This is a genomic window from Pseudomonas sp. AC083, from assembly GCF_979253165.1.
Window position 1 is genome coordinate 223555 of sequence record NZ_CEEDDH010000003.1, and the last position, 23488, is coordinate 247042.

Below are 23488 nucleotides of genomic sequence, written 5' to 3' on the forward strand. Positions count from 1 at the left end.
CCCGACCATGTCGCCGCTGATACGTTTATCCGCCTGTTTCGTTGCCCTGATGATGGCCATGGGCATTGGCCGTTTCGCCCTGACGCCACAGATGCCGAACCTGCTCAGCGAAGGGCAGATCGACCTCACCGCCGCCGGGCTGATCGCGGCGGCCAACTACTTCGGCTATCTGCTCGGTGCCGTGGATGCGATGTTCGCCCAACGGCCGCAGCAGGTGCAGCGTCGCCTGCATGGCGGGCTATGGCTGTGCGTGCTGCTGACCCTGGCGTCGTTCTGGGCCAACGGTTTCTGGTCGCACTTGCTGTTGCGCTTTGGTACCGGAGTGGCGAGTGCCTGGGTGCTGGTGATGATTACTTCGCTCAGTCAACCGCTGGCGGCGGCAGCGGGTCGCCCGCGCTGGGGTGCTCTGGTTTTTGCCGGGCCGGGTCTGGGGATTTTTCTCACAGGCTTGCTGGCGCTGGTCTCACACCGCTTGCAGCAGACATCGGCAACCCTGTGGCTGATTTACGCGGCCGCCGCGCTGCTGATGATGCTCGGCGTCTGGCAATTATTGCCGCAGCCCACGGCGGCAACGAAGACGGCGATCACCCCGGCGACTTCAGCGAATCGAGGCATTGGCCGACTGGCACTGGTGTATGCACTGTACGGCATCGGCTACATCATTCCGGCAACGTTCCTGTCGCAGATGGCCAATGCGCAGTTTCACGGCCAGTGGCAGGCGGATCTGTTCTGGCCGTGCTTCGGCCTCGGCGCGGCGCTCGGTGTGTGGCTGGTGAGCCTGCGCCGGCATGATCCCGAAACCACTCGGCACTGGCTGATGGCGACGTTGTGGCTGCAAGCGGCCGGAGTGTTCGCCTGCCTGCTGGGCAGCGGCGTTGGCCTGGCGTTGGGGGTGATCCTCTGCGGCACGCCGTTTCTGGCCTGCATGCAACTGGTCATGCAGCGTTCGCGAGAGCTGGCGCCCGACGCCACTCAGCGCAACGCCGGGATGCTCACGGCGTGCTTCGCCGTCGGCCAGCTGAGCGGCCCGCTGCTGGCGGCGCTGAGCAGCCATTCCAGCGGCGGATTGCAGCCAGCGCTGCTGATCGCCGGCGCCGGCCTGTTACTGGCCGGCGCGCTGGCGATGCAGGCCAGGGCTACTGGCCCAGCGCCTTGCGCAAACGCCGACGCAGCCACTGTTCGGCGCTGACGAAAGTGATGCCGAGCAGCACCAGCACGGCGCCGATGACGAAGTTCAGGCTCAACTGTTCGCCGAGCAGCAGCACGCCGAAGGTCACGCCGAACAACGGCGTCATGAACGAGAACACCGCAAGGTTGGCCGCCAGATAACGGCGCAGCAGCCAGAACCACACCAGGTAGCTGAAGAACGACACCACCAGCCCTTGGAACAGCACACTGGCCACCGCCACGGTAGTCAGGCTGACGTGGGTGATCTGGCCGCTGAACAACGCGATCAACAGCAGACCGAGGAAACCGACCAGCAACTGATAGAACAGGGTCAATGTCACCGGCGCTTCCGACAGTCGCGAGGCGCGCACCACCACGGTGGTCGCGCCCCAACAGGCGCCGGCCAATACGCCGAAGGCATCGCCCAGCAGCATGCGCCGATCAAGGTTGTCCCACGACACACCACCGGCGAAGGCAATCGCGATGCCGATGAACGCCAGCAGAATCCCCAGCCATTGCAACGGGCGCAAACGCTCGCTGGCCAGCAGGAAATGCACGCCGAGCGCGGTGAAGATCGGCGCTGTATACAGGAACACCGACATATGCGCGGCGGTGGTCAGTTGCAGGCCTTCGGCGATGAACAGGAACTCCAGACCAAACAGCGCACCGGCCAGCAAGCCGCCGCGCCAGGTGCTGCCGACCTGATCCCAACCGCCCTTCCAGCAGATCAGCAAACCGACCAGTAACGCAGAAATTCCTGAGCGCCCCGCCGCTTGCATCACCGGCGCGATGTCCGTTGCCGCCCACTTGATCAGAACTTGCTGCACACCCCAGATCAGGCACAGGCCGATCATCACTTGCAGGGCAAAACCGTCGGCATTGCGCCGCTCGGCACTCACCGCAACACCTCGAACACACACAACATGGCAGGCCATCCAATGGTCAGAAAACAGTGTCGGGGATTATCGATCAGATGCGCAGAAAAAGCCGTCTGGAAAAGACATTAAGTTGGTCAGTGGCGTCAGCGCTGAATGGTTGACGGCTGCGCCGTCATTCGCGAGCAGGCTCGCTCCCACAGAGGGTTCGGTGAACACGTGGGAGCGAGCCTGCTCGCGAAGAGGCCAGCATTGCCAACACAACTGCCGAATCAGCTCACGTGAATCGCTTCGCCATCAAATAGCCCACCGTGCAAGCAACTGCAGTCGCCACTGTCCCCCACGCCCAATCCATCAAACTCACCTGCACCGACCAGTCGCGCAAGGTTGCCCAGTTGGTCAGGTCATAAGTGCCGTAGGCCACCAGCCCCAACAGCGCACCCAGCTTCGCCGCCCTCTGCCAGCTCAGCGCCGGCAACACCACGAACACCACGCAGCCAATAACGTACAGGCAATAAAAAACCGCTGCGGGCAACAGCAGCGGTTTATCCAGCATCAGCGAACCGAGCAGTTCGCGATAGGTCGGCGCCATCAGCAGCCCGAGCCAGATGCCATCGAGCAGCAGAAACGTCAGCAGCGTTGCGACGTAAGCGATCAGCGCCTTCTTCATCGATCCAACCTCTTGTGTGGCCTGCAACATGGGCCACTCAAGGCTCAGGTTAGTTCAATGCGATCGGCGTGAATGACGATCTTGCCTTCCTTGTACAGCGAACCGATGGCTTTCTTGAAGTTGCCCTTGCTGACGCCGAACAGGCTGCTGATCAGTGCCGGATCACTCTTGTCACTGACCGCCAGGGTGCCGTCGTTTTCGCGCAACTTGCCGAGGATCTTCGAACTCAGGCTGCTCGCCGCTTCCTGACCCACCGGTTGCAGGCTCAGGCTGATCTTGCCGTCGGCGCGCACTTCCTTGATGAAGCCTTTCTCGCGCATGCCCGAACGCATGAACTTGAAGATCTCGTTCTTGTGGATCAGGCCCCAGTGCTTGTTGTTGATGATCGCCTTGAAGCCCATGTCGGTGGCTTCGGCTACCAGCAGATCAACTTCCTGGCCCGGGCTGTAGGTGGCCGGGGTCTTGTCCAGGTAACGATCGAGGCGCGCGGTGGCGGTGATGCGGCGCGTGTGTTTGTCGAGGTAGACGTGCACTACGCAGTACTCGCCAGCGGTCATCTGGCGCTTTTCTTCCGAGTACGGCAGCAACAGATCTTTCGGCAGGCCCCAGTCGAGGAACACGCCGATGCTGTTGACTTCAACCACTTTCAGGCTGGCAAACTCGCCGACCTGAACTTTGGGCTTTTCCGTGGTGGCGAGAAGTTTGTCTTCGCTGTCCAGATAGATGAATACGTTGAGCCAGTCTTCATCTTCGCTGGGAATATCTTTGGGGATATAACGGTTGGGCAAAAGAATTTCGCCGTCGGCACCGCCGTCCAGATATAAACCGAAGTTAGTGTGTTTAACCACTTGCAAACTGTTGTAACGCCCGACTAAAGCCATTTCCGAAACCCTCAATACGTGGGCGGCATTCTACCCGTTTTTGCCGCAGACGTCGGGCGACAGATCCTCGCAGCGGAAAATCTGCGTCAACCTGTTGATTTTGCTTGATCACTACCCTGCGGGGTGCCGCTCGTCAGTCCGGCCCGACGCTTCACTGCTGGGCTGATTGGCCTCATTTCAATTAAATGTTCTTATTTAAAACAGCAGGTTAGCGGCTTATTACGAGTGGGCGGCCGGTAATAATGCAGCGTTACGGTTGGTTAATCCGGGGGATATTTACCAAGCTATTGTCAAGTTATTCCTGTACGATGCCTGGCCGAGTTACTTTTCTAAAGGTTAATGGCCGCCATGCGTGTAAAAGCATCCACCAGCAAAGCAAAGCCAGCTCCAGCCGTTGAAACCAGCGAATCGATCAACGATCAGATCGCAGCATTCCTCAAGTCAGGCGGCGAGATCCAGCAAATTGCCAAAGGCGTCAGTGGCCAGACATTCGGCCCGTCCAAGCAGATCAGCCTGGGCAAGAAGTAACACCGGTTTCACCCCGTCCAGAGGCGCTTTGAGCTTCGAAGCGCCTGGACTGGCACCGCGCAACACCCCTTAGCTTTAAACAAAAATTCCCGAAAATCGACGAACGGCCATCAATGCAGGGTATTCGCCGGTATCCTTGCACGCGTCTAGATCAAGCGTTTCAGCAGGCCTTCGCCCTGCGCTCGCGGTTCATGGAGTGACGCATGCGCTCATTTTCCTGTTTATTGTTCGTCAGCCTGCTGTCAGGCACGACCGCGCACGCGCAGGTTTTTCAGGGTGAACTGGGCGACTTCGATCTCAAGCTCGGCACTACGCCCAGCCGCAGCATGGCCCAGGGTCTGGTCAAACCGGCGGCGGTCGGCTCGTTCCACGGCGGCCTTGATCTGAGCCACGACAGCGGCGTGTATTTCGGCCAGTACGCGCCGAGCATGGGCATCAGCCCGGGCAAGAACCTCGAGATCGATTCCTACGTCGGCTTCAAGCAGCCGTTCGATCAGGTGCTCGGCTATGAAGTCGGGATGATCCATTACAGCTATCCCCGCGTGGACACCCTCGACAGCCAGGAGCTGTTTGGTGGCCTGACTCTGCTCGGTAGTCGCTTTGGCATTGCCCTGAGCAACGACCCGGATAAACAGAACAACACCTTGTTTGCCGACCTCACTGGCAATCAGCCGTTCGGCATTGGCGTGAGCATGAAATACACCACGCACCAGTTGAATACACCGGCGGCGGTGGACGGCGGTTACATCAGCAGTTTCACTGATTGGTCGGTGAAACTGTCGCGGCCTTTCATGGGCGTCGATCTTGACCTGATCTACAGCGATTCCAGCCTCAGCGGCAGTGATTGCTCGGCCTATTCCGGGCACAACAGCGAGTGCGACGGCCTCGTCACCCTCAAGGCTGTACGCACGTTCTATTGATCGGCTGAACTGCCGCGCGCATCCTGCATCACATAAGAATCAGATTTCCGACGCCAGGCTCTCGCAAGGATTTGCCCATGTCTCGCTGGTTCAAACAGATTGCCGCCCTGCTGATCTTCACCCTCGCCCTCGGCGCTTGCAGCCGCGTTGGCCTGGCCTACCGCAACCTCGACGTGATTATCCCGTGGTCGCTGAGCGATTACGTGGACATGAACGGCGAGCAGAAAGACTGGTTCAACGAACGTCTCAAGGAACACCTGAGCTGGCACTGCACCACGCAATTACCGGGCTACCTCGATTGGCTGGACCGTTTACAGGCCATGGTCGAAAGCAATCAGGTCACCGACGACGCCCTGCAGGAACGCACCGCCGAAGCCAAGCAGGCCATCGCCGACACCGCCCGGGAAATCACCCCTTCGGCCATCGAGCTGCTGCAAGGCCTGGACGATAAACAGGTCGCGGAAATGAACGACGCGTTTGCCAAGGATTTGCGCAAACGCCAGCAGGAATACGTCAAACCGCCGCTGGCCCAGCAGATCAAGGAACGCGGCGAGCGCATGGAAAAACGCTTGAACGATTGGCTAGGCCCGCTGAGTGACACGCAGAAACAACGCGTCGTGGCCTGGACCAACGCCTTGGGCGACCAGAACACCCAATGGATCGCCAACCGCGCGCACTGGCAGCAACAGTTCAGCGCCGCCGTTGCGCAACGCCAAAGCGCGGAATTCCCACAACGCATCGAGACACTTCTGGTCAACCGCGAGCGCTTATGGACAGCGGATTACCGCAAGGCCTACGCCAACACCGAAGCCCAGGCGCGCTCGCTGTTTGTCGACTTGATGGCCGAGAGCACGCCGCAACAGCGTGAGCGGTTGTTGAAGAAAATCGAGGGAGTGCGCAAGGACTTCAATGACCTGAAGTGCCTGAAGGCCGCGCACAAACCTTGAAATCACTGGAATCCAATGTGGGAGCGAGCTTGCTCGCGAAGGCGGAAAATCAGACAGATCAAATGTCACTGACAGACCGTATTCGCGAGCAGGCTCGCTCCCACAGGGCGGATTTCACTGGCTCAGGCGATTTGAGCCTTTGAGGCGACTTCATCAAACGTCACCTCATCCAGCGCATCCTCTTGCTCATCCAGCACCTGACGCGGATGGTCGTTGCCGGGGATGCTGCTGTCGATCAGGCTCAGCAGGCTGGAGCCGCGGGGGGTAAGAATGAAGTTGTTGCCAGTACTACCCTCGTGATCCGGCCGCGGCTCGATGAATCCGCGCTCCAGCAAGAGCTTTTCATAATCACAGGCCAGGGTTTTCAAGTGATCGAGATTGTCGATCGGCTCGCCGGCGCTGGCTTTCTCGGCCGCATGGTCTTCGGCATAAGCGCGGGGAGCGAAGCTGTGGCCAGCGCTGTTCTGCACTTCATGCAGCAAACGTTCAATCAAATCCCAGTTATATTTCGTCATCCTGATCCAACCTCCGGTGCGGGTGATTTTGTGCCGCTTTCAAGGTTGTGACCGAAGCGCTGCGCAGCCGTTCAGCAGTATTTCCGGACCCGACCGACCGGCGGCTGTCGATTAACCCGCACGATGAACGACTAGGCTGAAACAGCCGGTTCAACCCGCAGGAGACATCGTCATGAACATTACAAACCATCCGGTGGTATCACGCGAAGAATGGCTCGCCGCCCGCCAGCAGCATCTGGCCCGCGAAAAAGCCTTCACCCGGGAACGCGATCGCCTCAGCGCCGAGCGCCGCGCCCTGCCTTGGGTGAAAGTCGACAAGGACTATCATTTTCAAGGGCCGAACGGCGAGCTCAAGCTCAACGACCTGTTTGGCAACAACAGCCAGTTGATCATCTACCATTTCATGTTCGCCAAAGGCTGGGAGCAGGGCTGCCAGGGCTGCTCGTTCCTCAGTGACCACATTGATGGCGCCAACCAGCACCTGGCCCATCACGATGTTGCGGTCGTAGCCGTTTCCCACGCGCCGTTCGACGAATTTCAGGCATTCAAACAGCGCATGGGCTGGAAATTCGCTTGGGTCTCGTCAGAAGGTTGCGATTTCAATTACGACTTCGGCGTCTGCGCCCGGGCTGAGGACGTCGCGGCGGGAAAGGCTACCTACAACTACGAAAAAACCGACAGCGCCGAGGAAGAAATGCCGGGGCTGAGCGTGTTTTATCGCAATGACGAAGGCGAGATTTTCCACACCTATTCCACATACGCGCGCGGTCTGGACATGCTGGTTGGTGCTTACCACTATCTGGATCTCACGCCCAAGGGCAGGAATGAAGACGAGATCATGGAATGGGTTCGGCATCATGATCGCTATGACGGTGCGCCGAAGTCGGGTTGCTGTCAGGGTGAGCAGCGGTCTTGAGTTCACTGTGGAGAAAACACACGAGGACCTGTGGGAGCGAGCCTGCTCGCGAAAAACGATTACACGACAAGGCGGTGCTAACGTGTCGCCTGTTTCGCGAGCAGGCTCGCTCCCAAGGAGAACAATGTCTGGTTGGGAATTTGGCACGCACGTCGAAATGTTGTTCAACGCTGTATCGTTTGTGCCGTATTAAGCCAACAGGGCTCTGCGGATGTGCGTCCGCTATAATACGAGGATCTGACATGGACAGGCGCCAATGCAAAAGCTCAGTTTAGAAACCAAAAAAATCTGGTTTGCCAAGCATCGCAAAGCCAACTTCGCAGCGAGTTTGCGTCTTGAAGGTTTCGTTCCGTCTGCTTGTGAAGGCGAGATCAAGCTGCCGACGCGAGAGGCCGCGTTGAAAGCTATCTTGCAATTAGCTGAAACGTAGCTGTGGACTTTGATCCGCACTCCTGCTGCGAAGCTTACTGAACTTTCATCACGCTTCAGCCCTCAACCGTTCAACCCGCCTTAACCGGAACTGAGGCCTGCCCATGAAAACCCTGATCAAGCTCTCCCTCGCCGCCACCCTTGCCTGCGCCCTGCCCGTCTGGGCTTGCACGCCGGAAGAGGCGACGATCAAACGCGAACAACTGGCCAAGGAAGTCTCCAAGCTCACCGAGCAGAATCCGGAAAAAGCCAAGGAGATTAACGCCGAGCTGCAGAAAATGGATCTGGGCACGGCCAGTGCGGATCTGCCGGACAAGTGCCAGTTGATCGATCAGCGTTTGAAGGAACTGGGTTCGGCGGAGAAAAAGGCCGACAGTTGAGGCGAAAAAAAACCGGACAATGTCCGGTTTTTTTATGCGCGGTCTAAAGCTTACTCAGCCGCAGGTTCAGCTGGCTTGCGACGCTTGAGCGGGGCCATGCCGTCGCTGCTCACCAGAGAATCCGGCTTCGGACGGTTGACGCTCTTGCGCTTGGTTGGTGTCTTGGCGGCGGTTTTTTTCTTGTCGCCCTTGGCGTCGGTCTTTTTCTTCTTCACACCAACCGCTTTACCCGAAGCCTTGACCTTTTTAGGGCCGCCGTAGGTGCCTTTGACTTCCTTGATCGTGCGGCGCTCGAAGCTCTGCTTGAGGTAGCGCTCGATGCTCGACATCAGGTTCCAGTCGCCGTGGCAGATCAGCGAGATCGCCAGACCATCGTTGCCGGCGCGGCCGGTACGACCGATGCGGTGCACGTATTCGTCGCCGCTGCGTGGCATGTCGAAGTTGATCACCAGATCCAGACCGTCGACGTCCAGACCACGGGCTGCAACGTCGGTAGCGACGAGGATCTTCACGCCGCCCTGCTTCAGGCGATCGATCGCCAGTTTGCGATCCTTCTGGTCTTTCTCGCCGTGCAGCACGAACGCTTTGTATTCCTGAGCCACGAGGCGGCCGTAGATGCGGTCGGCCATGGCGCGGGTGTTGGTGAAGACGATGGCCTTCTGGTAGGTCTCGTTGGCCAGCAGCCAGTTCACAATCTGCTCTTTGTGCTGATTGTGGTCGGCGGTGATGATTTGCTGACGAGTCGTCGAGTTGAGCTGGCTGACCGCGTTGAGTTGCAAGTGCTCCGGGTTGTTCAGGACCTTGGCGATCATTTCGCGCAAACCGGAACCGCCGGTGGTGGCGGAGAACAGCATGGTCTGCTGACGGTTCGGGCACTCATCGACCAGACGCTGCACGTCTTCGGCGAAACCCATGTCGAGCATGCGGTCGGCTTCGTCGAGCACCAGCACTTCGACTTCTTTCAGGTCGAGGTTGCCGGCATTGAGTTGCTCGATCATCCGCCCCGGGGTGCCAATGAGGATGTCCGGCACTTTGCGCAACATGGCGGCCTGCACCTTGAAGTCTTCGCCGCCAGTGATCAGGCCGGACTTGATGAAGGTGAACTGCGAGAAGCGTTCGACTTCCTTCAAAGTCTGCTGGGCCAGTTCACGGGTCGGCAGCAGGATCAGCGTCTTGATGCTGACGCGGATCTTCGCCGGGCCGATCAGGCGATTGAGGATCGGCAAGACGAAAGCGGCGGTTTTGCCGCTACCGGTTTGCGCCGTCACCCGCAGATCACGCCCCTGGAGCGCCAGCGGAATGGCCGCGGCTTGCACAGGCGTTGGCTCGACAAATTTCAGCTCGGCCACAGCTTTAAGCAGGCGTTCGTGCAGGGCGAATTGGGAAAACACGGGTGCTACCTCGAAGATATGCAAAAAAACAGCTGCATAGGTTACCGGTTTCGAGCGCTCAGGCCGAGTTTCTTTGTGCAAACGCCGACAATCAGTGGTTTTTTTGTTGCCCGATTTGTCACTCGCAGCAATACACAGCGTCTTAAATGCTCTAATCGGCCCTCGCGTCTTACAGAAGAAACGTTTCGCTTATGGATATCAAACAGCTCTGGCTCAAAGCCCAAGGCCTCTGGGGCACGCTCGAAGAGCACCCACTTCTGCAATCGGGACTGGCGCTGCTGGTGCTGCTGGTCATTGCGCTGGTGCTCGGACGAGTGGCGCGATACCTGATCCTGCACGCCAGCCGCATGCTCGGCCGCCAGCCGGCGCTGCACTGGATCAACGATTTTCGCCACAACAAGGTGTTTCAACGACTGGCGCAGATGACGCCGTCGCTGGTGATCCAGTTCGGCCTGCACCTGGTGCCGGAGCTGAGCAAAAACGCGATGAATTTCCTCGGCAACGTCGCGCTGGCCTTCACCATTCTGTTCCTGCTGCTGGCGGTCAGCGCCCTGCTCAACGCCCTGCTCGACATCTACGCGCGCACCGAGCATGCGCGTACACGCTCGATCAAAGGCTACGTGCAACTGGCGAAGATGGTCTTGTACGTGTTCGGCGCGATCATCATCGTCGCCACCCTGATCGACCGCTCGCCGCTGCTGCTGCTGTCGGGTCTGGGTGCGATGTCGGCGGTGATCCTGTTGGTTTACAAGGACACGCTGCTGTCGTTCGTCGCCAGCGTGCAGCTGACCAGCAACGACATGCTGCGCGTCGGCGACTGGATCGAAATGCCACAAGTCGGCGCCGATGGCGACGTGGTCGACATCACGCTGCACACGGTCAAAGTGCAGAACTTCGACAAGACGATCGTCTCGATCCCGACCTGGCGGCTGATGTCCGAGTCGTTCAAGAACTGGCGCGGCATGCAGCAGTCCGGCGGTCGGCGGATCAAACGCAGCCTGTTCATCGATGCCAGCGGCGTGCGCTTCATCCGCGACGACGAGGAAGAAAAGCTCTCTCAGGTGCACCTGCTGACCGACTACATGGGCCGCAAGAAAGCCGAGCTCAAAGCCTGGAACGAAGCGCAGGGCAATGTCGCAGCCATGTCGGCCAACCGCCGCCGCATGACCAACATCGGCACCTTCCGCGCCTACGCACTGGCGTATCTGAAGAGCCATCCGGAGATTCAGCCGAACATGACCTGCATGGTCCGGCAGATGCAAACCACCGCGCAGGGCATTCCGCTGGAAATCTACTGCTTCACCCGCACCACGGTGTGGGCCGATTACGAGCGGATTCAGGGGGATATTTTCGATTACCTGCTGGCGGTGCTGCCGGAGTTCGGGCTGAGCCTGTATCAGCAGCCGAGTGGTGGTGATTTGCGCGCCGGGTTGCTGCCAGCGGTGTTGGGCTCGGCGAGTATTCCGGAGCCGGAAAAACACCTGATGTAACCCAAAAATCCAATGTGGGAGCGAGCCTGCTCGCGAATGCAATGTGTCAGTCGACCCATACTTATCTGACCCAGCGCCTTCGCGAGCAGGCTCGCTCCCACAGGGGTTATGCGGCGGCGGGGGATCTGCGGATGCCCAACCGGCTGATCCACACAGCGGCCAGAATCACACCCCCGCCAAGGAACAACCGCCCCAGTTCCTCATGCTGATTCCAGATCAGCAGATTCAACAGCAGCCCCACCGGCACATGCAGGTTGTTCATCACCGCCAGGGTACCGCCGTTGACCATGCACGCGCCCTTGTTCCACCAGTACAGGCCCAGCGCCGTCGACACCAGACCGAGGAATAGCAACACCGCCCATTGCAGCGGCGCTTCCGGCAGGAAGTTCGACTTGCCGAACAACAGGAACGCTGGCAGCACAACCGCCAATGCACCGAGGTAGAAATAACCGAAGCGGCGGTAATGCGGCAGATCGCTCGGATGCTTCGCCACCAGATGCTTGTACAGCACTTGCCCGGCGGCGTAGGTGAAGTTGGCCAGTTGCAGCAGCAGAAAGCCCATGAAAAAGTCGGGACTGATGCTGTCGAAGCGAATCACCGCCGCACCGCCGACTGCCACCAGCGCAGCAACCAATGCCCACGGATTAAAGCGACGGTTCAGCGCGTCTTCGATCAACGTCACATGCAGCGGCGTAAGAATGGTGAACAGCAACACCTCCGGCACCGTCAGCACACGAAAGCTCAGGTACAGGCAGACGTAAGTCACCCCGAACTGCAACGCGCCGATCAGCAACATGCCACGCATGAACGCCGGCTCCACCGAACGCCAGCGTGTCAACGGTATAAACACCAGCCCCGCCAGCACAACGCGCACCAGCACCGCGAAGTAACTGTCGACATGCCCAGCCAGGTATTCGCCGATCAGACTGAAGGAAAACGCCTGGATCAGCGTGACAAAAAGTAGATAGCCCATGCTCGCCTCGAAAATCGAATGGCGGCGACGATAGCGGTTTTTACTTTCTGGAACCAACACAAATCCCCATGTAGGAGCTGCCGCAGGCTGCGATCTTTTGATCTTGTTTTTTTAAATCAAAAGATCGCAGCCTGCGGCAGCTCCTACAGAGGGATTGTTTGAAGCAGAAAATATCGCAGGCAAAAAAAAGCCCGATCTCGCTAAAGCGTTCAATCGGGCTACAGCACTCAGGAGCAAAAGTGCAAAGGGAGGTTCGATGCGCGTGGAACCTTGAAGGGGTTGCGCCAGGTCACTAGACCATCCAGCGATTATCTGGCGATTAACCGATCAAGCGACCTGAGACAGTTTGGCGTTGGCCTGATTCAGGCCCTTCTCCTGGAAGTCACCGCCCAGGTTCATGCCCTCAGCATGGATAAAGGTCACGTCGTTAATCCCGATGAAACCCATCACCTGACGCAGGTACGGTTCCTGATGATCCGCCGGGCCACCGGCATACACACCACCGCGAGCAGTCAGGACAAAGGCGCGCTTGCCGTTGAGCAGACCTTGCGGACCGGTTTCGGTGTACTTGAAGGTCACCCCGGCGCGCAGCACATGATCCAGCCAGGCCTTTAGCGTGCTGGGGATGGCAAAGTTGTACATCGGTGCCGCCAGCACCAGCACGTCGGCGGCAAGCAGCTCATCAGTCAATTGGTTGGAGCGGTCCAGCGACGCCTGTTCGCTGTCGTTGCGCTGCTCGGCGGGTTTCATCCAGCCACCGAGCAAGTTGGCGTCCAGATGCGGCACCGGGTTCGCGGCGAGGTCACGCACGGTGATCTGATCGGCAGGGTGCGCGGCTTTCCACTGAGCGATGAAGGTCTGGGTCAATTGACGGGAAACCGAGTCTTGCTGGCGGGCACTGCTTTCGATGATCAGAACGCGGGACATGGTGTGTAGCCTCCATCCGAATATGTTGTAAGTCGATGGAGTGAAGGTTAAACAGAGCTGAATCGATGAAAAAGCGCAAATATCCGCTGTAACCCATCGATAAATTCGTTTATAAGCTAGACCCATATCCCCTGTGGGAGCGAGCCTGCTCGCGAAAGCGGAATGTCAGTCACAGCATCTCTGGATGACACTCCGTCTTAGCGAGCAGGCTCGCTCCCACAGGGTAATAGCGTTATTTCGGGGTGCAGGTCAGTTTGATGCGCAGCTTGATGATCTCGCGGATGAACTTGGCCGTGGCGTTTTTATGCTTGCCGGCCGGGACATCGATGCTGCGCGTGCGTGGTGCTTCCGGGCCGTTGCTGAACACCGCACGGCAGGTCGCGTCGACATCACCGTAGTTGGCCACGCGGATCGAGCCGATGTCGTTGTCCGTGTCGTAAGTCTCGTAGTCGATCTTCATGCCGTTGAGATCCTTTTGCACATCGATCGGATAGGCAAACGCGGTCAACGGCAGTAGCGCCAGCACCACACAACAGAATTTTTTCATTCGGCAGTCTCCATGAGGGACGGCCAGCTTAGGACAAGAGGAGCTATTGATGAAAGCGCCCCGCGTGACCCTTGATCAATGGCGAACGTTGCAGGCCGTGGTCGACCACGGCGGATTCGCCCAGGCCGCCGAGGCCCTGCACCGTTCGCAATCGTCGGTGAGCTACACCGTCGCCCGCATGCAGGATCAGCTCGGTGTGCCGTTGCTGCGCATCGACGGGCGCAAAGCCGTGCTCACCGAGGCCGGCGGCGTGTTGCTGCGCCGTTCGCGGCAATTGGTCAAACAGGCCAGCCAACTCGAAGACCTCGCCCATCACATGGAGCAAGGCTGGGAAGCGGAAGTGCGGCTGGTGGTGGATGCGGCCTACCCGAGCGCGCGGATCGTCCGCGCCCTGACCGCGTTCATGCCGCAGAGTCGCGGCTGCCGCGTGCGTCTGCGCGAGGAAGTGTTGTCGGGGGTCGAGGAAGTGCTGCTCGAAGGCGTGGCGGATCTGGCCATCACCGGCCTGAGCATTCCGGGCTACCTGGGTGCGGAGTTGAGCGATGTCGAGTTTGTCGCCGTTGCCCACCCTGATCACCCGCTGCATCGGCTCAACCGCGAGTTGAGCTTTCAGGACCTGGAAACCCAGATGCAAGTGGTGATCCGCGACTCCGGCCGCCAGCAGCCGCGCGATGTCGGCTGGCTCGGCGCCGAACAGCGCTGGACCGTCGGCAGCCTCGCCACCGCCGCGACCTTTGTCAGCAGCGGCCTGGGCTTTGCCTGGCTACCGCGGCACATGATCGACCGCGAACTCAAGGATGGTTCGCTCAAGCTGCTACCGTTGGACCGAGGCGGCAGCCGCAATTCGAGTTTCTATCTGTATTCGAACAAGGACAAACCCCTGGGCCCGGCCACGCAAATCCTTATTGAATTGTTGCGCACCTTCGACACCTTGCCGCTGGACGCACCGTTTGCCGCACCTGAACAAGCCTGACACGGAGTTCACCGATGGCGTATTTCGAGCACGAAGGTTGCAACCTGCACTACGAGGAATATGGCCACGGCGCGCCGTTGCTACTGGTTCACGGGCTCGGCTCGAGCACCCTGGACTGGGAAATGCAGATCCCCGCGCTGGCCGCGCACTACCGGGTGATCGTCCCGGACATTCGCGGCCACGGGCGCTCGGACAAACCCCGCGAGCGCTACAGCATCGCCGGGTTCAGCGCGGATCTGCTCGCGTTGATCGAACACCTGCGCCTCGGCCCGGTGCACTATGTCGGGCTGTCGATGGGCGGGATGATCGGTTTTCAACTGGCCGTCGATCAGCCGCAGGTGCTCAAGAGCCTGACCATCGTCAACAGCGCACCACAGGTCAAATTGCGCAGCCGCGATGATTATTGGCAGTGGTTCAAACGCTGGAGCCTGATGCGCCTGCTCAACCTGGAAACCATCGGAAAAGCCCTCGGCAGCAAACTTTTCCCCAAGCCGGAACAGGCCGATCTGCGACGGAAAATGGCCGAACGCTGGGCAAAAAACGACAAACGTGCTTATCTCGCCAGCTTCGATGCGATCGTGGGCTGGGGCGTTCAGGAACGACTTTCCCGGGTGTCCTGTCCAACGCTCATCGTCACGGCCGACCGTGACTACACACCGGTTGCGCTGAAAGAAACCTATGTAAAACTGCTGCCGGATGCGCGGCTGGTGGTCATCGCCGATTCGCGCCATGCCACCCCGCTCGATCAACCCGAACGCTTCAATCACACGCTGCTGGATTTTCTCGCCACAGCCGACCTTCACTCTCAGGATCACTGACCCATGCTGAAAAAACTCGCCCTCGCCGCTGGTACCGTGCTGTTTGCTGCCAACCTGATGGCTGCCACGCCGGCCAAGGCACCGCACGTTCTGCTGGACACCACCAACGGCCAGATCGAAATCGAACTGGATCCGGTCAAGGCGCCGATCAGCACCAAGAACTTTCTGGATTACGTGAACAGCGGCTTCTACAACAACACGATTTTCCACCGTGTGATCCCGGGCTTTATGGTCCAGGGCGGCGGTTTCACTCAACAGATGCAGCAAAAGGAAACCAAGGCCCCGATCAAGAACGAGTCCAAAAACGGCCTGCATAACGTCCGTGGCACACTGTCCATGGCCCGCACCTCTGTACCTGATTCGGCGACCAGCCAGTTCTTCATCAACGTCAAGGACAACGACTTTCTCGACCAGGGCGACGGCTACGCAGTATTCGGCAAAGTGGTCAAAGGCATGGACGTTGTCGACATCATCGTCAACTCGCCGACCACCATCAAAAGCGGCATGAAAGACGTACCTGCCGACCCTGTATTCATCAAGTCGGCCAAAGTCATCGACTAAGCTGTACAGGGCGTATCGAGCGGCGCTGGCCTGATCCCGCGCCGCTCACACCGATAAAAGGAGAGCCCGTGCTCCGGGCGGTTATCTGATGCTCTATCGCCGTTTCGAACAACTGATCGATATCTTCCGCGACGCCCCGACGGCGTCCCCGCCGGACCGCGTCTGGCCCTTCTACGTCTATTACCTGAAGCAGGTCTGGCCGAGTTTCGCTGCCCTGCTTGTTATCGGCCTGTTTGCCTCGTTGATCGAAGTAGCGTTGTTCAGCTACCTGAGCCGCATCATCGATCTGGCCCAAGGCACGCCCAACCCGAATTTCTTCAGCGACCACGCCCTCGAATTGACCTGGATGCTGGTGGTCGCTCTGGTGCTGCGACCGATCTTCTTTGCCCTGCACGACCTGCTGGTGCATCAGACCCTGAGCCCGGGCATGACCAGCATGATCCGCTGGCAGAACCACAGCTACGTGCTCAAGCAGAGCCTGAATTTCTTCCAGAACGACTTCGCCGGGCGCATCGCCCAGCGCATCATGCAGACCGGCAACTCGCTGCGCGATTCTGCCGTGCAAGCGGTCGACGCGCTGTGGCACGTGGTGATCTATGCGATCAGTTCGCTGGTGCTGTTCGCCGAGGCCGACTGGCGCCTGATGATCCCGTTGCTGACCTGGATCGTCGCTTACATCGGCGCGCTGTATTACTTCGTGCCGCGCGTGAAAGAGCGTTCGGTGGAAGCCTCTGACGCGCGCTCGAAACTGATGGGCCGTATCGTCGATGGCTACACCAACATCGCCACGCTGAAACTGTTCGCCCATACCAACTTCGAACAGCACTACGCCAAGGAAGCCATCGAAGAACAGACCGTCAAAGCGCAAATGGCCGGTCGCGTGGTGACCAGCATGGACGTGGCGATCACTACCATGAACGGCCTGCTGATCGTCGGCACCACGGCGCTGGCGTTGTGGCTGTGGACGCAGTCGCTGATCACCGTCGGCGCGATTGCCCTGGCCACCGGCCTGGTGATTCGTATCGTCAACATGTCCGGCTGGATCATGTGGGTGGTCACCGGCATTTTCGAAAACATCGGCATGGTCCAGGACGGTCTGCGCACCATCTCGCAACCGGTCAGCGTCACCGACCGCGAGCAGGCCAAACCGCTGGCCGTGGCCTCGGGCGAAGTGCGTTTCGAGCACGTGGATTTTCACTACGGCAAGAAGAGAGGCATCATCGGCGACCTCAATCTGACGATAAAACCAGGGGAGAAAATCGGCTTGATCGGCCCGTCCGGCGCCGGCAAATCGACCCTGGTCAACCTGTTGCTGCGCCTGTACGACGTCGAGGGCGGGCGCATCCTGATCGATGGGCAGAACATTGCCGAAGTCGGCCAGGAAAGCCTGCGCGCGCGGATCGGCATGATCACGCAGGACACCTCGCTGCTGCACCGTTCGATCCGTGACAACTTGCTCTACGGCAAACCCGACGCCACCGACGCCGAACTGTGGGAGGCGGTGCACAAGGCTCGCGCCGATGAGTTCATTCCACTGCTGTCCGACGCTGAAGGCCGCAGCGGTTTCGATGCGCATGTCGGCGAGCGCGGGGTGAAATTGTCGGGCGGTCAGCGCCAGCGCATCGCGATTGCGCGGGTGCTGCTCAAGGACGCGCCGATCCTGATCATGGACGAAGCCACCTCGGCACTGGATTCGGAAGTCGAAGCGGCGATTCAGGAAAGCCTCGAGACCTTGATGCAGGGCAAAACCGTGATCGCCATCGCCCACCGTCTCTCGACCATCGCGCGCATGGATCGCCTCGTGGTGCTGGAAAACGGCAAGATCGCCGAGAGCGGCACCCACGCCGAACTGCTCGCCCATCGTAGTTTGTATGCACGGTTGTGGGCGCACCAGACCGGAGGCTTTGTCGGTATCGATTGATGCCTGGCGGTGCGGTGAAAAAACTGTGGGAGCGAGCCTGCTCGCGAATGCGATGGATCAGCGACAAATTCGTCAACTGACCCGACGCTTTCGCGAGCAGGCTCGCTCCCACAGGGGATCTGGAACTAGGTTTGGCGATAGGGCAACGCTGTCCGGGCCTCTTCGGCATAGGCCAGAACCCCGGCGCGCTCCTGCTGGAGGAAATCCTTCACCGCCGCTTTCAGCCCCGGATGGCGCAGGTAATGCCAGGAATGGGTGATCACCGGTTCGAAGCCGCGAATCAACTTATGCTCGCCCTGTGCCCCGGCATCGAAACGCTGAATGCCTTGGGCAATCGCGTAATCCATGCCCTGGTAGAAACACGTCTCGAAATGCAGCCGATCAAACTCGGCCAGGCAGCCCCAATAACGCCCGTAGAAACTGTCGCCACCGACCAGGCTGAACGCCATCGCCACCGGCCGTGAGCCCTGTTTGGCCAAGACCACGCGAATCGCTTCGGGCATGCGTTCAGCCAGCAGACTGAAGAACTCGCGCGTCAGATATGGCGCCTGACGCCGCACCGCATAAGTGTTGGCATAGCAGGCGTACACGAAATCCCACTGCGCCTCGCCCAGCTCACGCCCCTCCAACCACTCGAACTCAAAGCCCTGCCCCGCCACCTGCTCGCGTTCCTTGCGCATCTGCTTGCGCTTGCGAGAGCTGAGGGCGTCGAGGAAGTCCTGAAAATCGCGGTACTCACGGTTCTGCCAGTGATATTGACAGCCGATGCGCTGCAGCCAGCCCGGTTGCTCGGCCATCGCCGCATCGGTAAACGGATCAGTGAAATTGATGTGCGCGCTGGAGAGCTCTTCGATCTGCAAATAGCCGGGCAGACTTTTCAGCAGTTCGAAACCGTCCTCCACTGTTGCCGCAAGCAAGCGCGGGCCGCTGACCGGACTGAAGGGCACGGCAGTCAGGAGTTTGGGGTAGTAATCAATGCCGGCGCGGGCGCAGGCATCGGCCCAGCCGTGATCGAAGACGTACTCGCCGTAGGAATGCCACTTGCGATAACTGGGCAGTGCGGCGATCAGTCGATCATCTTCGATGTGCAGTAAATGTTCGGGCTGCCAGCCTGTATGCGGGCCGACACTGCCGCTGTCTTCCAGCGCGCTGAGGAAGGCGTGGCGCAGGAACGGCTGGTTGTCCGGCACCAGCGCATCCCAGCTTGCCGGGGCGATTTCTGACAGGTCTTGCAGGCGTTGCAACGGCATTCACTGGCACTCCACAGCTTGGCGACAAAGCCCGGCGAGTATCGCTGATCGCGACCCCGTTGCACACGCTCAATCGGCCGACAGCGCTCTAGGTCGATAGTTCACGCCTGATCCGCATCGTCATCAACCTGCCATCACTGTGCCACCGCTCTGTCATAAACCATCGCGATACTGGCGCCTGTTTTTAGAGCGCCGGGTTCTAACCCGGACACAGTTTTCCGGCCTTCAGGCCGGTTGTGCCCAGGATGGTTCAGCCATCCCCTTCATCTTCGGAGATTGCTATGCGTCTTGCTTCCACGAAAACTGCAGCGGCCCTGTGCGGCGGCTTGTTGCTGGCCATGAGCGTTCCGGCCAGTGCTGCAGTCGACGCCAAACTGCTCGACATGCTCAAGGCCAACGGGTCGATTTCCCAGGCGCAGTACATCGAGCTGCAAACAGAACTGGCCAAGGATCAGAAGGCTCAGCAAATCGCCCAACAGGCGCAGCAGGAAACCAACGAACAAGTAGCGGCGGTCGCGAAGAAGACCAACGAACAGAGCCTGTTCGATCAGAAACTGGCCTGGGCGGCCAAGACCCAGTTCAAGGGCGACGTACGTATCCGCCAGGAAACCATCAAGATCGACGGCGAGCCGAACAACGGCGGCCGCGACAAGGACCGCCAGCGCATCCGTGCGCGTCTGGGTGCCTATACCGAGATCAACCCGCAAGTCGACACCGGTATCCGTATCGCCACCGGCGGCGGTGACGACGCGCGCTCGACCAACCAGGATCAGGACAACTACTTCGACAAGAAGCAGATCTGGCTCGACCTCGGCTACATCGACTATCACCCGGATCAGATCAAGAACCTGCACGTGATCGGCGGCAAGATGCTGCAACCATGGGTAAGCATGGGCGACGTGATCTGGGACAGCGACATCAACCCGGAAGGTCTGGCCGTTACTTACAAATACCCACTGGGCGGCAGCGCCGAACTGTTCGGCAGCCTGGGTAACTACAACCTCAAGGACAACGTTGACGGCGACGGCGTGCAATTCCGCCACGACCTGCGCCTGACCGCTGGCCAATTGGGCAGCCGTTTCAACATCACTGACAACCTGAAGATGACCGTCGGCGGCAGCGTTTACGCTTACCAGAATGACGATGACAGCCGCTGCACCGGCACCTCGACGCCGTGCGCGCTGGCAGTCAACGGCAACTCGGCGAACAACGAATTCCGTCTGTATGAAGGGTTCAGCCAGATCGAGATCGGCGGCCTGCCAATGCCACTGTCGTTCTACGGCCAGTACGTGAAGAACAACGATGCCGTGACCGATCAGGACACCGCATGGTTGCTCGGCGCCAAGTCGAAAGTCTTCGGCTTCAACCTCGACTACAACTATCGCGACGTGCAGCGCAACGCCGTGGTCGGCGCCTTCACCGACTCCGACTTTGCCAACGGCACCACCGGTTCGCGCGGGCACAAGTTCAAGGTCGGTTACGACATCGACAAGAACTTCGCCGTCGGCGCCACGTACTTCCTGACCAAGGCCGACTTCGCCAGCCGCAGCCAGCGCGATGCAGATGCCAACACCCTGCAGTTGGATGCTGAAGCGAAGTTCTAAGAAAACAGCTACAAGCTGCAAGCTGCAAGCTACAAGCTACAAGCTACAAGCCAAGAGCTGCGTGTGAATACCTTTGCTTGCAGCTTGAAGCTTGAAGCTGCCCCACTCCGGTGCGGGCGGGGCGATCCCCATCATCCGTTCGTTTCACCCGCACCGAGTTATCTCTGCAGGATGCAAAAAACCCTGTAGGAGCTGCTGAAGGCTGCGATCTTTTGATCTTGATCCTGAAAACAAGATCAAAAGATCGCAGCCTCGTTTCACTCGACAGCTCCTACAGGGGGTTGTCTTTTCGTCGTTGCTCGGCCAGGCGTTCAGCCAAGGCATCGACGTTCTCGTCCGGTTTTTCCGGCAGCGCCTTCAGGGTTGCCTGCATCACGCGCATCTGCCGCATGAAGCGCCGGCAATTGGGGCAGAACAACAGGTGATGACGCACCATCAGCGTCTCGCGAAAGCTCAGTTGGCCATCGAGATAATCGCTGGATCGTGCCACTTGCTCCTTGCAGGTCAACATTCTCCTGTCTCCTCAAAATGTTCCACGGTCGCGAAGACCTTCAAGCGTGCCCGGTGCAGCAGCACGCGGACATTGGAGAGCGAGATCTCCAGAAGATTACAGATTTCTTCCAGCTCCAGGCCCTGGCGTTCGCGCAACAGCAGGACACTGCTCTGCAACTCGGACAGACTCAGCAACGTGTGTTCGAGGCATTCGCGCAGTTCGTTTTCGGTGAGCAGCGCCTCTGGGGTGTCCTGATGCCAGGCAAATGGCGCGACCAGCCAATGACCGTCGCTCGAGGAAAATCGATCGTCACCGATGGTGCCGTGGGGCGATGGCAGGTCGTCGAGCAGGACTTCCCGGCGATTGAGCTTGTAGCGACTCTTGGCCGAATTGGCGGTGATGGTCAGCAACCAGGTCTTGAGGCTGGAACGGCCTTCGAAGCTGGCCAGATGACGCACCACCGACAGCCAGGCATCCTGCACCACTTCCTCGACATGACGCTGGCCGACAATCGCGTAAGCCACCGCGCGCATGGCGCTCTGATAGGTGGTGACCAGTTCCTTGAAAGCCTTTTGCTCCCCCGCCAGCAAGCGCGTGAGCAGTTGGGTGTCGTCAGCCGCCATCCATCAATCCCCTTGTCCGGACTTCGAAAATGAACGCGGCAGGTGTTGACCTGCCGCGACGTCCGAAAAATTACAGCGTTTCAATCGCTTCGGATGTAGGAAAGATCGACGCGATTAAGGGGAAATTAACCTGTTTCAGCGCTTGCGCAGCAACACGCTACCAATCGAGTAACCGGCACCGAAGGAGCTGAGCACCGCCAGCGAACCCGAGGCCAGATCATCCTGGTATTTGTGGAAGGCAATGACCGAACCGGCCGAGCTGGTGTTGGCGTAGCTGTCGAGAATCACCGGGGCTTCTTCTTCGGTGGCTTCGCGACCGAGCAGCTTGCGCACGATCAGGTGGTTCATGCTCAGGTTGGCCTGGTGCAGCCAGAATCGCTTCACGTCGCCGACGTTGAGCTGGTTCTCTTCCAGGTGCTCGCCAATCAGTTCGGCGACCATCGGGCAGACATCCTTGAACACCTTGCGGCCTTCCTGCACGAACAGCTTGTCGCGGGCACCGATGCCCTCTTCCGCCGCTCGGTTGAGGAAGCCGAAGTTGTTGCGGATGTTGTTGGAGAACTTGGTCAGCAATTTGGTGCTGACCACGTCGAACTGGTACTCGGAGGTCGCCAGATCCGCGCGTTCGATGATCACCGCAGTCGCGGCATCACCGAAGATGAAGTGGCTGTCGCGATCACGGAAGTTCAGGTGCCCGGTGCAGACTTCCGGGTTGACCATCAGGATCGCCCGCGCCTGGCCCAGTTGCACGCTGTTGGCGGCGGCCTGGATGCCAAAGGTGGCCGAAGAACACGCCACGTTCATGTCGAAACCGAAACCTTCAATGCCCAGCGCTTCCTGGACTTCGATGGCGATGGCCGGGTAAGCGCGTTGCAGGTTCGAACAGGCGACGATCACGCCGTCGATGTCGGCGGCGGTTTTGCCGGCTCGTTGCAGGGCTTGTTCGGCAGCGCCAACGGCCATCTGGCAGAGCACCGACCATTCATCGTTGGAACGCTCGGGCAGGCGCGGGGCCATGCGTTGCGGATCGAGGATGCCGTCCTTGTCCATGACAAAGCGGCTCTTGATGCCCGAGGCCTTTTCGATGAACGCGGCGCTGGATTCGGTCAGGGCCTGGACTTCACCGCTGGCAATCGCCTCGGCGTTATCGGCGTTGAACTGGGCGACGTAGGTATTGAAAGACTGCACCAGCTCTTCGTTGGAGATGCTGTTGGCCGGTGTGTACAGGCCGGTGCCGCTGATGACGACGTTATGCATGGTCGTTTCTCTAATCTGTTCAGGCAGAAAGTGCTGGAACCGTCGTACCAACACGCAAAGGGTCTATTCCCATCCGGGGGACGCAAACCTGGCATCGTTTTATTCCGCAGCGCGACACGGCCGAAGGCTCTGGGTCGCGAAACGGCGGGTTATGGTGGCGAAGTTTGCCATAAACCCAGAATTTTGGCGCCTTTCTCCTGCTCAACTCGATCCCTGCAGGAGCTGCCGAAGGCTGCGATCTTTTGATGATCGTTCCCACGCTCCGCGTGGGAATGCAGCCCGTGACGCTCCGCGTCACTGGACGCGGAGCGTCCCCAGAGGCGTTCCCACGCAGAGCGTGGGAACGATCGATGAACCGAGGTCGCAGGTTTTGGGGCGGCTTCGCCACCCAACGGGGATAAATCCCCTCGCCACAAAGCCCGCTTCCACAGG

At 59.5% G+C, this 23488-nt stretch carries 25 protein-coding genes; 13 read left to right on the top strand and 12 right to left on the bottom strand.

Annotation, left to right across the window (positions count from 1 at the left end; genetic code table 11):
• Positions 1-7: 7 nt before the first annotated feature.
• Entirely contained in the window at positions 8-1189 is a 1182-nt protein-coding gene (locus AC0IXA_RS07095) for an MFS transporter (RefSeq protein WP_471812334.1), read from the top strand.
• Here AC0IXA_RS07095 and AC0IXA_RS07100 read toward each other — a convergent pair.
• From AC0IXA_RS07100 to AC0IXA_RS07110, 3 genes are all read right to left on the bottom strand, one after another.
• On the bottom strand, positions 1137-2066 hold the full coding sequence (locus AC0IXA_RS07100; RefSeq protein WP_024012047.1) for a DMT family transporter: 930 nt from the start codon (positions 2064-2066) through the stop codon (positions 1137-1139). The genes AC0IXA_RS07095 and AC0IXA_RS07100 overlap by 53 nt on opposite strands.
• Before the next feature lie 253 nt (positions 2067-2319).
• Complete coding sequence (locus AC0IXA_RS07105; RefSeq protein WP_263470620.1) at positions 2320-2712, bottom strand: DUF2177 family protein; 393 nt, start codon at positions 2710-2712, stop codon at positions 2320-2322.
• Between the two features lie 44 nt (positions 2713-2756).
• Entirely contained in the window at positions 2757-3593 is an 837-nt protein-coding gene (locus AC0IXA_RS07110; protein WP_016771157.1) for a CvfB family protein, read from the bottom strand.
• A gap of 339 nt (positions 3594-3932) precedes the next feature.
• On the opposite strand from AC0IXA_RS07110, the gene AC0IXA_RS07115 reads away from it, so the two are divergent.
• The 3 genes from AC0IXA_RS07115 to AC0IXA_RS07125 all read left to right on the top strand — a co-directional run bounded on the left by AC0IXA_RS07115 (position 3933) and on the right by AC0IXA_RS07125 (position 5988).
• Positions 3933-4121 carry a hypothetical protein gene (locus AC0IXA_RS07115; RefSeq protein ID WP_016985943.1) on the top strand — a complete coding sequence of 63 codons (189 nt, stop codon included), beginning with the start codon at positions 3933-3935 and terminating at the stop codon, positions 4119-4121.
• A 203-nt stretch (positions 4122-4324) separates the two neighbouring features.
• Positions 4325-5041, top strand: coding sequence for a TorF family putative porin (locus tag AC0IXA_RS07120; protein ID WP_471812337.1), 717 nt, complete (start codon positions 4325-4327; stop codon positions 5039-5041).
• 77 nt (positions 5042-5118) lie between these two features.
• On the top strand, positions 5119-5988 hold the full coding sequence (locus AC0IXA_RS07125) for a DUF6279 family lipoprotein (RefSeq protein ID WP_471812339.1): 870 nt from the start codon (positions 5119-5121) through the stop codon (positions 5986-5988).
• 122 nt (positions 5989-6110) lie between these two features.
• On the opposite strand, the gene AC0IXA_RS07130 is transcribed toward AC0IXA_RS07125, so the two are convergent.
• The gene (locus tag AC0IXA_RS07130; protein WP_471812341.1) at positions 6111-6503 is read right to left on the bottom strand and encodes a transcriptional regulator; all 393 of its coding nucleotides are present in this window, start codon (positions 6501-6503) and stop codon (positions 6111-6113) included.
• A 172-nt stretch (positions 6504-6675) separates the two neighbouring features.
• Here AC0IXA_RS07130 and AC0IXA_RS07135 point away from each other — a divergent pair, with 172 nt between their 5' ends.
• The 3 genes from AC0IXA_RS07135 to AC0IXA_RS07145 all read left to right on the top strand — a co-directional run bounded on the left by AC0IXA_RS07135 (position 6676) and on the right by AC0IXA_RS07145 (position 8228).
• Positions 6676-7419 carry a DUF899 domain-containing protein gene (locus AC0IXA_RS07135; protein ID WP_471812343.1) on the top strand — a complete coding sequence of 248 codons (744 nt, stop codon included), beginning with the start codon at positions 6676-6678 and terminating at the stop codon, positions 7417-7419.
• 256 nt (positions 7420-7675) lie between these two features.
• On the top strand, positions 7676-7849 hold the full coding sequence (locus AC0IXA_RS07140; RefSeq protein WP_110645024.1) for a YhfG family protein: 174 nt from the start codon (positions 7676-7678) through the stop codon (positions 7847-7849).
• A 103-nt stretch (positions 7850-7952) separates the two neighbouring features.
• Entirely contained in the window at positions 7953-8228 is a 276-nt protein-coding gene (locus tag AC0IXA_RS07145) for a hypothetical protein (RefSeq protein ID WP_039761007.1), read from the top strand.
• A gap of 50 nt (positions 8229-8278) precedes the next feature.
• Here AC0IXA_RS07145 and AC0IXA_RS07150 read toward each other — a convergent pair whose 3' ends face one another.
• Positions 8279-9619 (bottom strand): DEAD/DEAH box helicase, encoded by a 1341-nt coding sequence (locus tag AC0IXA_RS07150; RefSeq protein WP_024012040.1) that lies wholly within the window; start codon positions 9617-9619, stop codon positions 8279-8281.
• Between the two features lie 191 nt (positions 9620-9810).
• Here AC0IXA_RS07150 and AC0IXA_RS07155 point away from each other — a divergent pair, with 191 nt between their 5' ends.
• On the top strand, positions 9811-11109 hold the full coding sequence (locus AC0IXA_RS07155) for a mechanosensitive ion channel family protein (RefSeq protein ID WP_341638745.1): 1299 nt from the start codon (positions 9811-9813) through the stop codon (positions 11107-11109).
• Positions 11110-11215: 106 nt separating this feature from the next.
• Here AC0IXA_RS07155 and AC0IXA_RS07160 read toward each other — a convergent pair whose 3' ends face one another.
• The 3 genes from AC0IXA_RS07160 to AC0IXA_RS07170 all read right to left on the bottom strand — a co-directional run bounded on the left by AC0IXA_RS07160 (position 11216) and on the right by AC0IXA_RS07170 (position 13556).
• Complete coding sequence (locus tag AC0IXA_RS07160) at positions 11216-12082, bottom strand: carboxylate/amino acid/amine transporter (RefSeq protein WP_160768214.1); 867 nt, start codon at positions 12080-12082, stop codon at positions 11216-11218.
• A 327-nt stretch (positions 12083-12409) separates the two neighbouring features.
• Positions 12410-13009: an FMN-dependent NADH-azoreductase gene (locus AC0IXA_RS07165; RefSeq protein WP_125917799.1), complete on the bottom strand. Its 600-nt coding sequence runs from the start codon at positions 13007-13009 to the stop codon at positions 12410-12412.
• Positions 13010-13241: 232 nt separating this feature from the next.
• The gene (locus tag AC0IXA_RS07170; protein ID WP_471812346.1) at positions 13242-13556 is read right to left on the bottom strand and encodes a 3-phosphoglycerate kinase; all 315 of its coding nucleotides are present in this window, start codon (positions 13554-13556) and stop codon (positions 13242-13244) included.
• A 49-nt stretch (positions 13557-13605) separates the two neighbouring features.
• Here AC0IXA_RS07170 and AC0IXA_RS07175 point away from each other — a divergent pair, with 49 nt between their 5' ends.
• The 4 genes from AC0IXA_RS07175 to AC0IXA_RS07190 all read left to right on the top strand — a co-directional run bounded on the left by AC0IXA_RS07175 (position 13606) and on the right by AC0IXA_RS07190 (position 17829).
• Positions 13606-14529 (top strand): LysR family transcriptional regulator, encoded by a 924-nt coding sequence (locus AC0IXA_RS07175; RefSeq protein WP_016771199.1) that lies wholly within the window; start codon positions 13606-13608, stop codon positions 14527-14529.
• Between the two features lie 14 nt (positions 14530-14543).
• Positions 14544-15347, top strand: coding sequence for an alpha/beta fold hydrolase (locus AC0IXA_RS07180; RefSeq protein ID WP_471812348.1), 804 nt, complete (start codon positions 14544-14546; stop codon positions 15345-15347).
• A 3-nt stretch (positions 15348-15350) separates the two neighbouring features.
• Positions 15351-15908, top strand: a complete 558-nt coding sequence (locus tag AC0IXA_RS07185; RefSeq protein WP_341638744.1) for a peptidylprolyl isomerase — start codon at positions 15351-15353, stop codon at positions 15906-15908.
• 88 nt (positions 15909-15996) lie between these two features.
• Positions 15997-17829, top strand: a complete 1833-nt coding sequence (locus AC0IXA_RS07190) for an ABC transporter ATP-binding protein (protein ID WP_471812350.1) — start codon at positions 15997-15999, stop codon at positions 17827-17829.
• A gap of 125 nt (positions 17830-17954) precedes the next feature.
• On the opposite strand, the gene AC0IXA_RS07195 is transcribed toward AC0IXA_RS07190, so the two are convergent.
• Positions 17955-19079 carry a GNAT family N-acetyltransferase gene (locus AC0IXA_RS07195; RefSeq protein WP_130900120.1) on the bottom strand — a complete coding sequence of 375 codons (1125 nt, stop codon included), beginning with the start codon at positions 19077-19079 and terminating at the stop codon, positions 17955-17957.
• A 281-nt stretch (positions 19080-19360) separates the two neighbouring features.
• Between AC0IXA_RS07195 and AC0IXA_RS07200 the strand changes: the two genes are divergently transcribed.
• A complete protein-coding gene (locus AC0IXA_RS07200) occupies positions 19361-20683 on the top strand; it encodes a putative porin (RefSeq protein ID WP_471812352.1) in 1323 nt (440 codons plus the stop codon).
• A gap of 271 nt (positions 20684-20954) precedes the next feature.
• Here AC0IXA_RS07200 and AC0IXA_RS07205 read toward each other — a convergent pair whose 3' ends face one another.
• The 3 genes from AC0IXA_RS07205 to AC0IXA_RS07215 all read right to left on the bottom strand — a co-directional run bounded on the left by AC0IXA_RS07205 (position 20955) and on the right by AC0IXA_RS07215 (position 23056).
• Complete coding sequence (locus AC0IXA_RS07205) at positions 20955-21194, bottom strand: anti-sigma factor family protein (RefSeq protein ID WP_341638742.1); 240 nt, start codon at positions 21192-21194, stop codon at positions 20955-20957.
• Entirely contained in the window at positions 21188-21799 is a 612-nt protein-coding gene (locus AC0IXA_RS07210; RefSeq protein ID WP_041478829.1) for an RNA polymerase sigma factor, read from the bottom strand. The genes AC0IXA_RS07205 and AC0IXA_RS07210 overlap by 7 nt, the downstream gene beginning before the upstream one ends.
• A gap of 135 nt (positions 21800-21934) precedes the next feature.
• Complete coding sequence (locus tag AC0IXA_RS07215; RefSeq protein WP_076566474.1) at positions 21935-23056, bottom strand: beta-ketoacyl-ACP synthase III; 1122 nt, start codon at positions 23054-23056, stop codon at positions 21935-21937.
• Positions 23057-23488: the final 432 nt, after the last annotated feature.

Coding starts and splice junctions, on each gene's coding strand:
- AC0IXA_RS07215 (WP_076566474.1), bottom strand. CDS start 23,056: ATGCATAACGTCGTCATCAGCGGCACCGGCCTGTACACACCGGCCAAC.
- AC0IXA_RS07135 (WP_471812343.1), top strand. CDS start 6,676: ATGAACATTACAAACCATCCGGTGGTATCACGCGAAGAATGGCTCGCC.
- AC0IXA_RS07165 (WP_125917799.1), bottom strand. CDS start 13,009: ATGTCCCGCGTTCTGATCATCGAAAGCAGTGCCCGCCAGCAAGACTCG.
- AC0IXA_RS07155 (WP_341638745.1), top strand. CDS start 9,811: ATGGATATCAAACAGCTCTGGCTCAAAGCCCAAGGCCTCTGGGGCACG.
- AC0IXA_RS07200 (WP_471812352.1), top strand. CDS start 19,361: ATGCGTCTTGCTTCCACGAAAACTGCAGCGGCCCTGTGCGGCGGCTTG.
- AC0IXA_RS07110 (WP_016771157.1), bottom strand. CDS start 3,593: ATGGCTTTAGTCGGGCGTTACAACAGTTTGCAAGTGGTTAAACACACT.
- AC0IXA_RS07185 (WP_341638744.1), top strand. CDS start 15,351: ATGCTGAAAAAACTCGCCCTCGCCGCTGGTACCGTGCTGTTTGCTGCC.
- AC0IXA_RS07105 (WP_263470620.1), bottom strand. CDS start 2,712: ATGAAGAAGGCGCTGATCGCTTACGTCGCAACGCTGCTGACGTTTCTG.
- AC0IXA_RS07115 (WP_016985943.1), top strand. CDS start 3,933: ATGGCCGCCATGCGTGTAAAAGCATCCACCAGCAAAGCAAAGCCAGCT.
- AC0IXA_RS07210 (WP_041478829.1), bottom strand. CDS start 21,799: ATGGCGGCTGACGACACCCAACTGCTCACGCGCTTGCTGGCGGGGGAG.
- AC0IXA_RS07170 (WP_471812346.1), bottom strand. CDS start 13,556: ATGAAAAAATTCTGTTGTGTGGTGCTGGCGCTACTGCCGTTGACCGCG.
- AC0IXA_RS07095 (WP_471812334.1), top strand. CDS start 8: ATGTCGCCGCTGATACGTTTATCCGCCTGTTTCGTTGCCCTGATGATG.
- AC0IXA_RS07195 (WP_130900120.1), bottom strand. CDS start 19,079: ATGCCGTTGCAACGCCTGCAAGACCTGTCAGAAATCGCCCCGGCAAGC.
- AC0IXA_RS07180 (WP_471812348.1), top strand. CDS start 14,544: ATGGCGTATTTCGAGCACGAAGGTTGCAACCTGCACTACGAGGAATAT.
- AC0IXA_RS07120 (WP_471812337.1), top strand. CDS start 4,325: ATGCGCTCATTTTCCTGTTTATTGTTCGTCAGCCTGCTGTCAGGCACG.
- AC0IXA_RS07145 (WP_039761007.1), top strand. CDS start 7,953: ATGAAAACCCTGATCAAGCTCTCCCTCGCCGCCACCCTTGCCTGCGCC.
- AC0IXA_RS07190 (WP_471812350.1), top strand. CDS start 15,997: ATGCTCTATCGCCGTTTCGAACAACTGATCGATATCTTCCGCGACGCC.
- AC0IXA_RS07140 (WP_110645024.1), top strand. CDS start 7,676: ATGCAAAAGCTCAGTTTAGAAACCAAAAAAATCTGGTTTGCCAAGCAT.
- AC0IXA_RS07125 (WP_471812339.1), top strand. CDS start 5,119: ATGTCTCGCTGGTTCAAACAGATTGCCGCCCTGCTGATCTTCACCCTC.
- AC0IXA_RS07130 (WP_471812341.1), bottom strand. CDS start 6,503: ATGACGAAATATAACTGGGATTTGATTGAACGTTTGCTGCATGAAGTG.
- AC0IXA_RS07205 (WP_341638742.1), bottom strand. CDS start 21,194: ATGTTGACCTGCAAGGAGCAAGTGGCACGATCCAGCGATTATCTCGAT.
- AC0IXA_RS07175 (WP_016771199.1), top strand. CDS start 13,606: ATGAAAGCGCCCCGCGTGACCCTTGATCAATGGCGAACGTTGCAGGCC.
- AC0IXA_RS07160 (WP_160768214.1), bottom strand. CDS start 12,082: ATGGGCTATCTACTTTTTGTCACGCTGATCCAGGCGTTTTCCTTCAGT.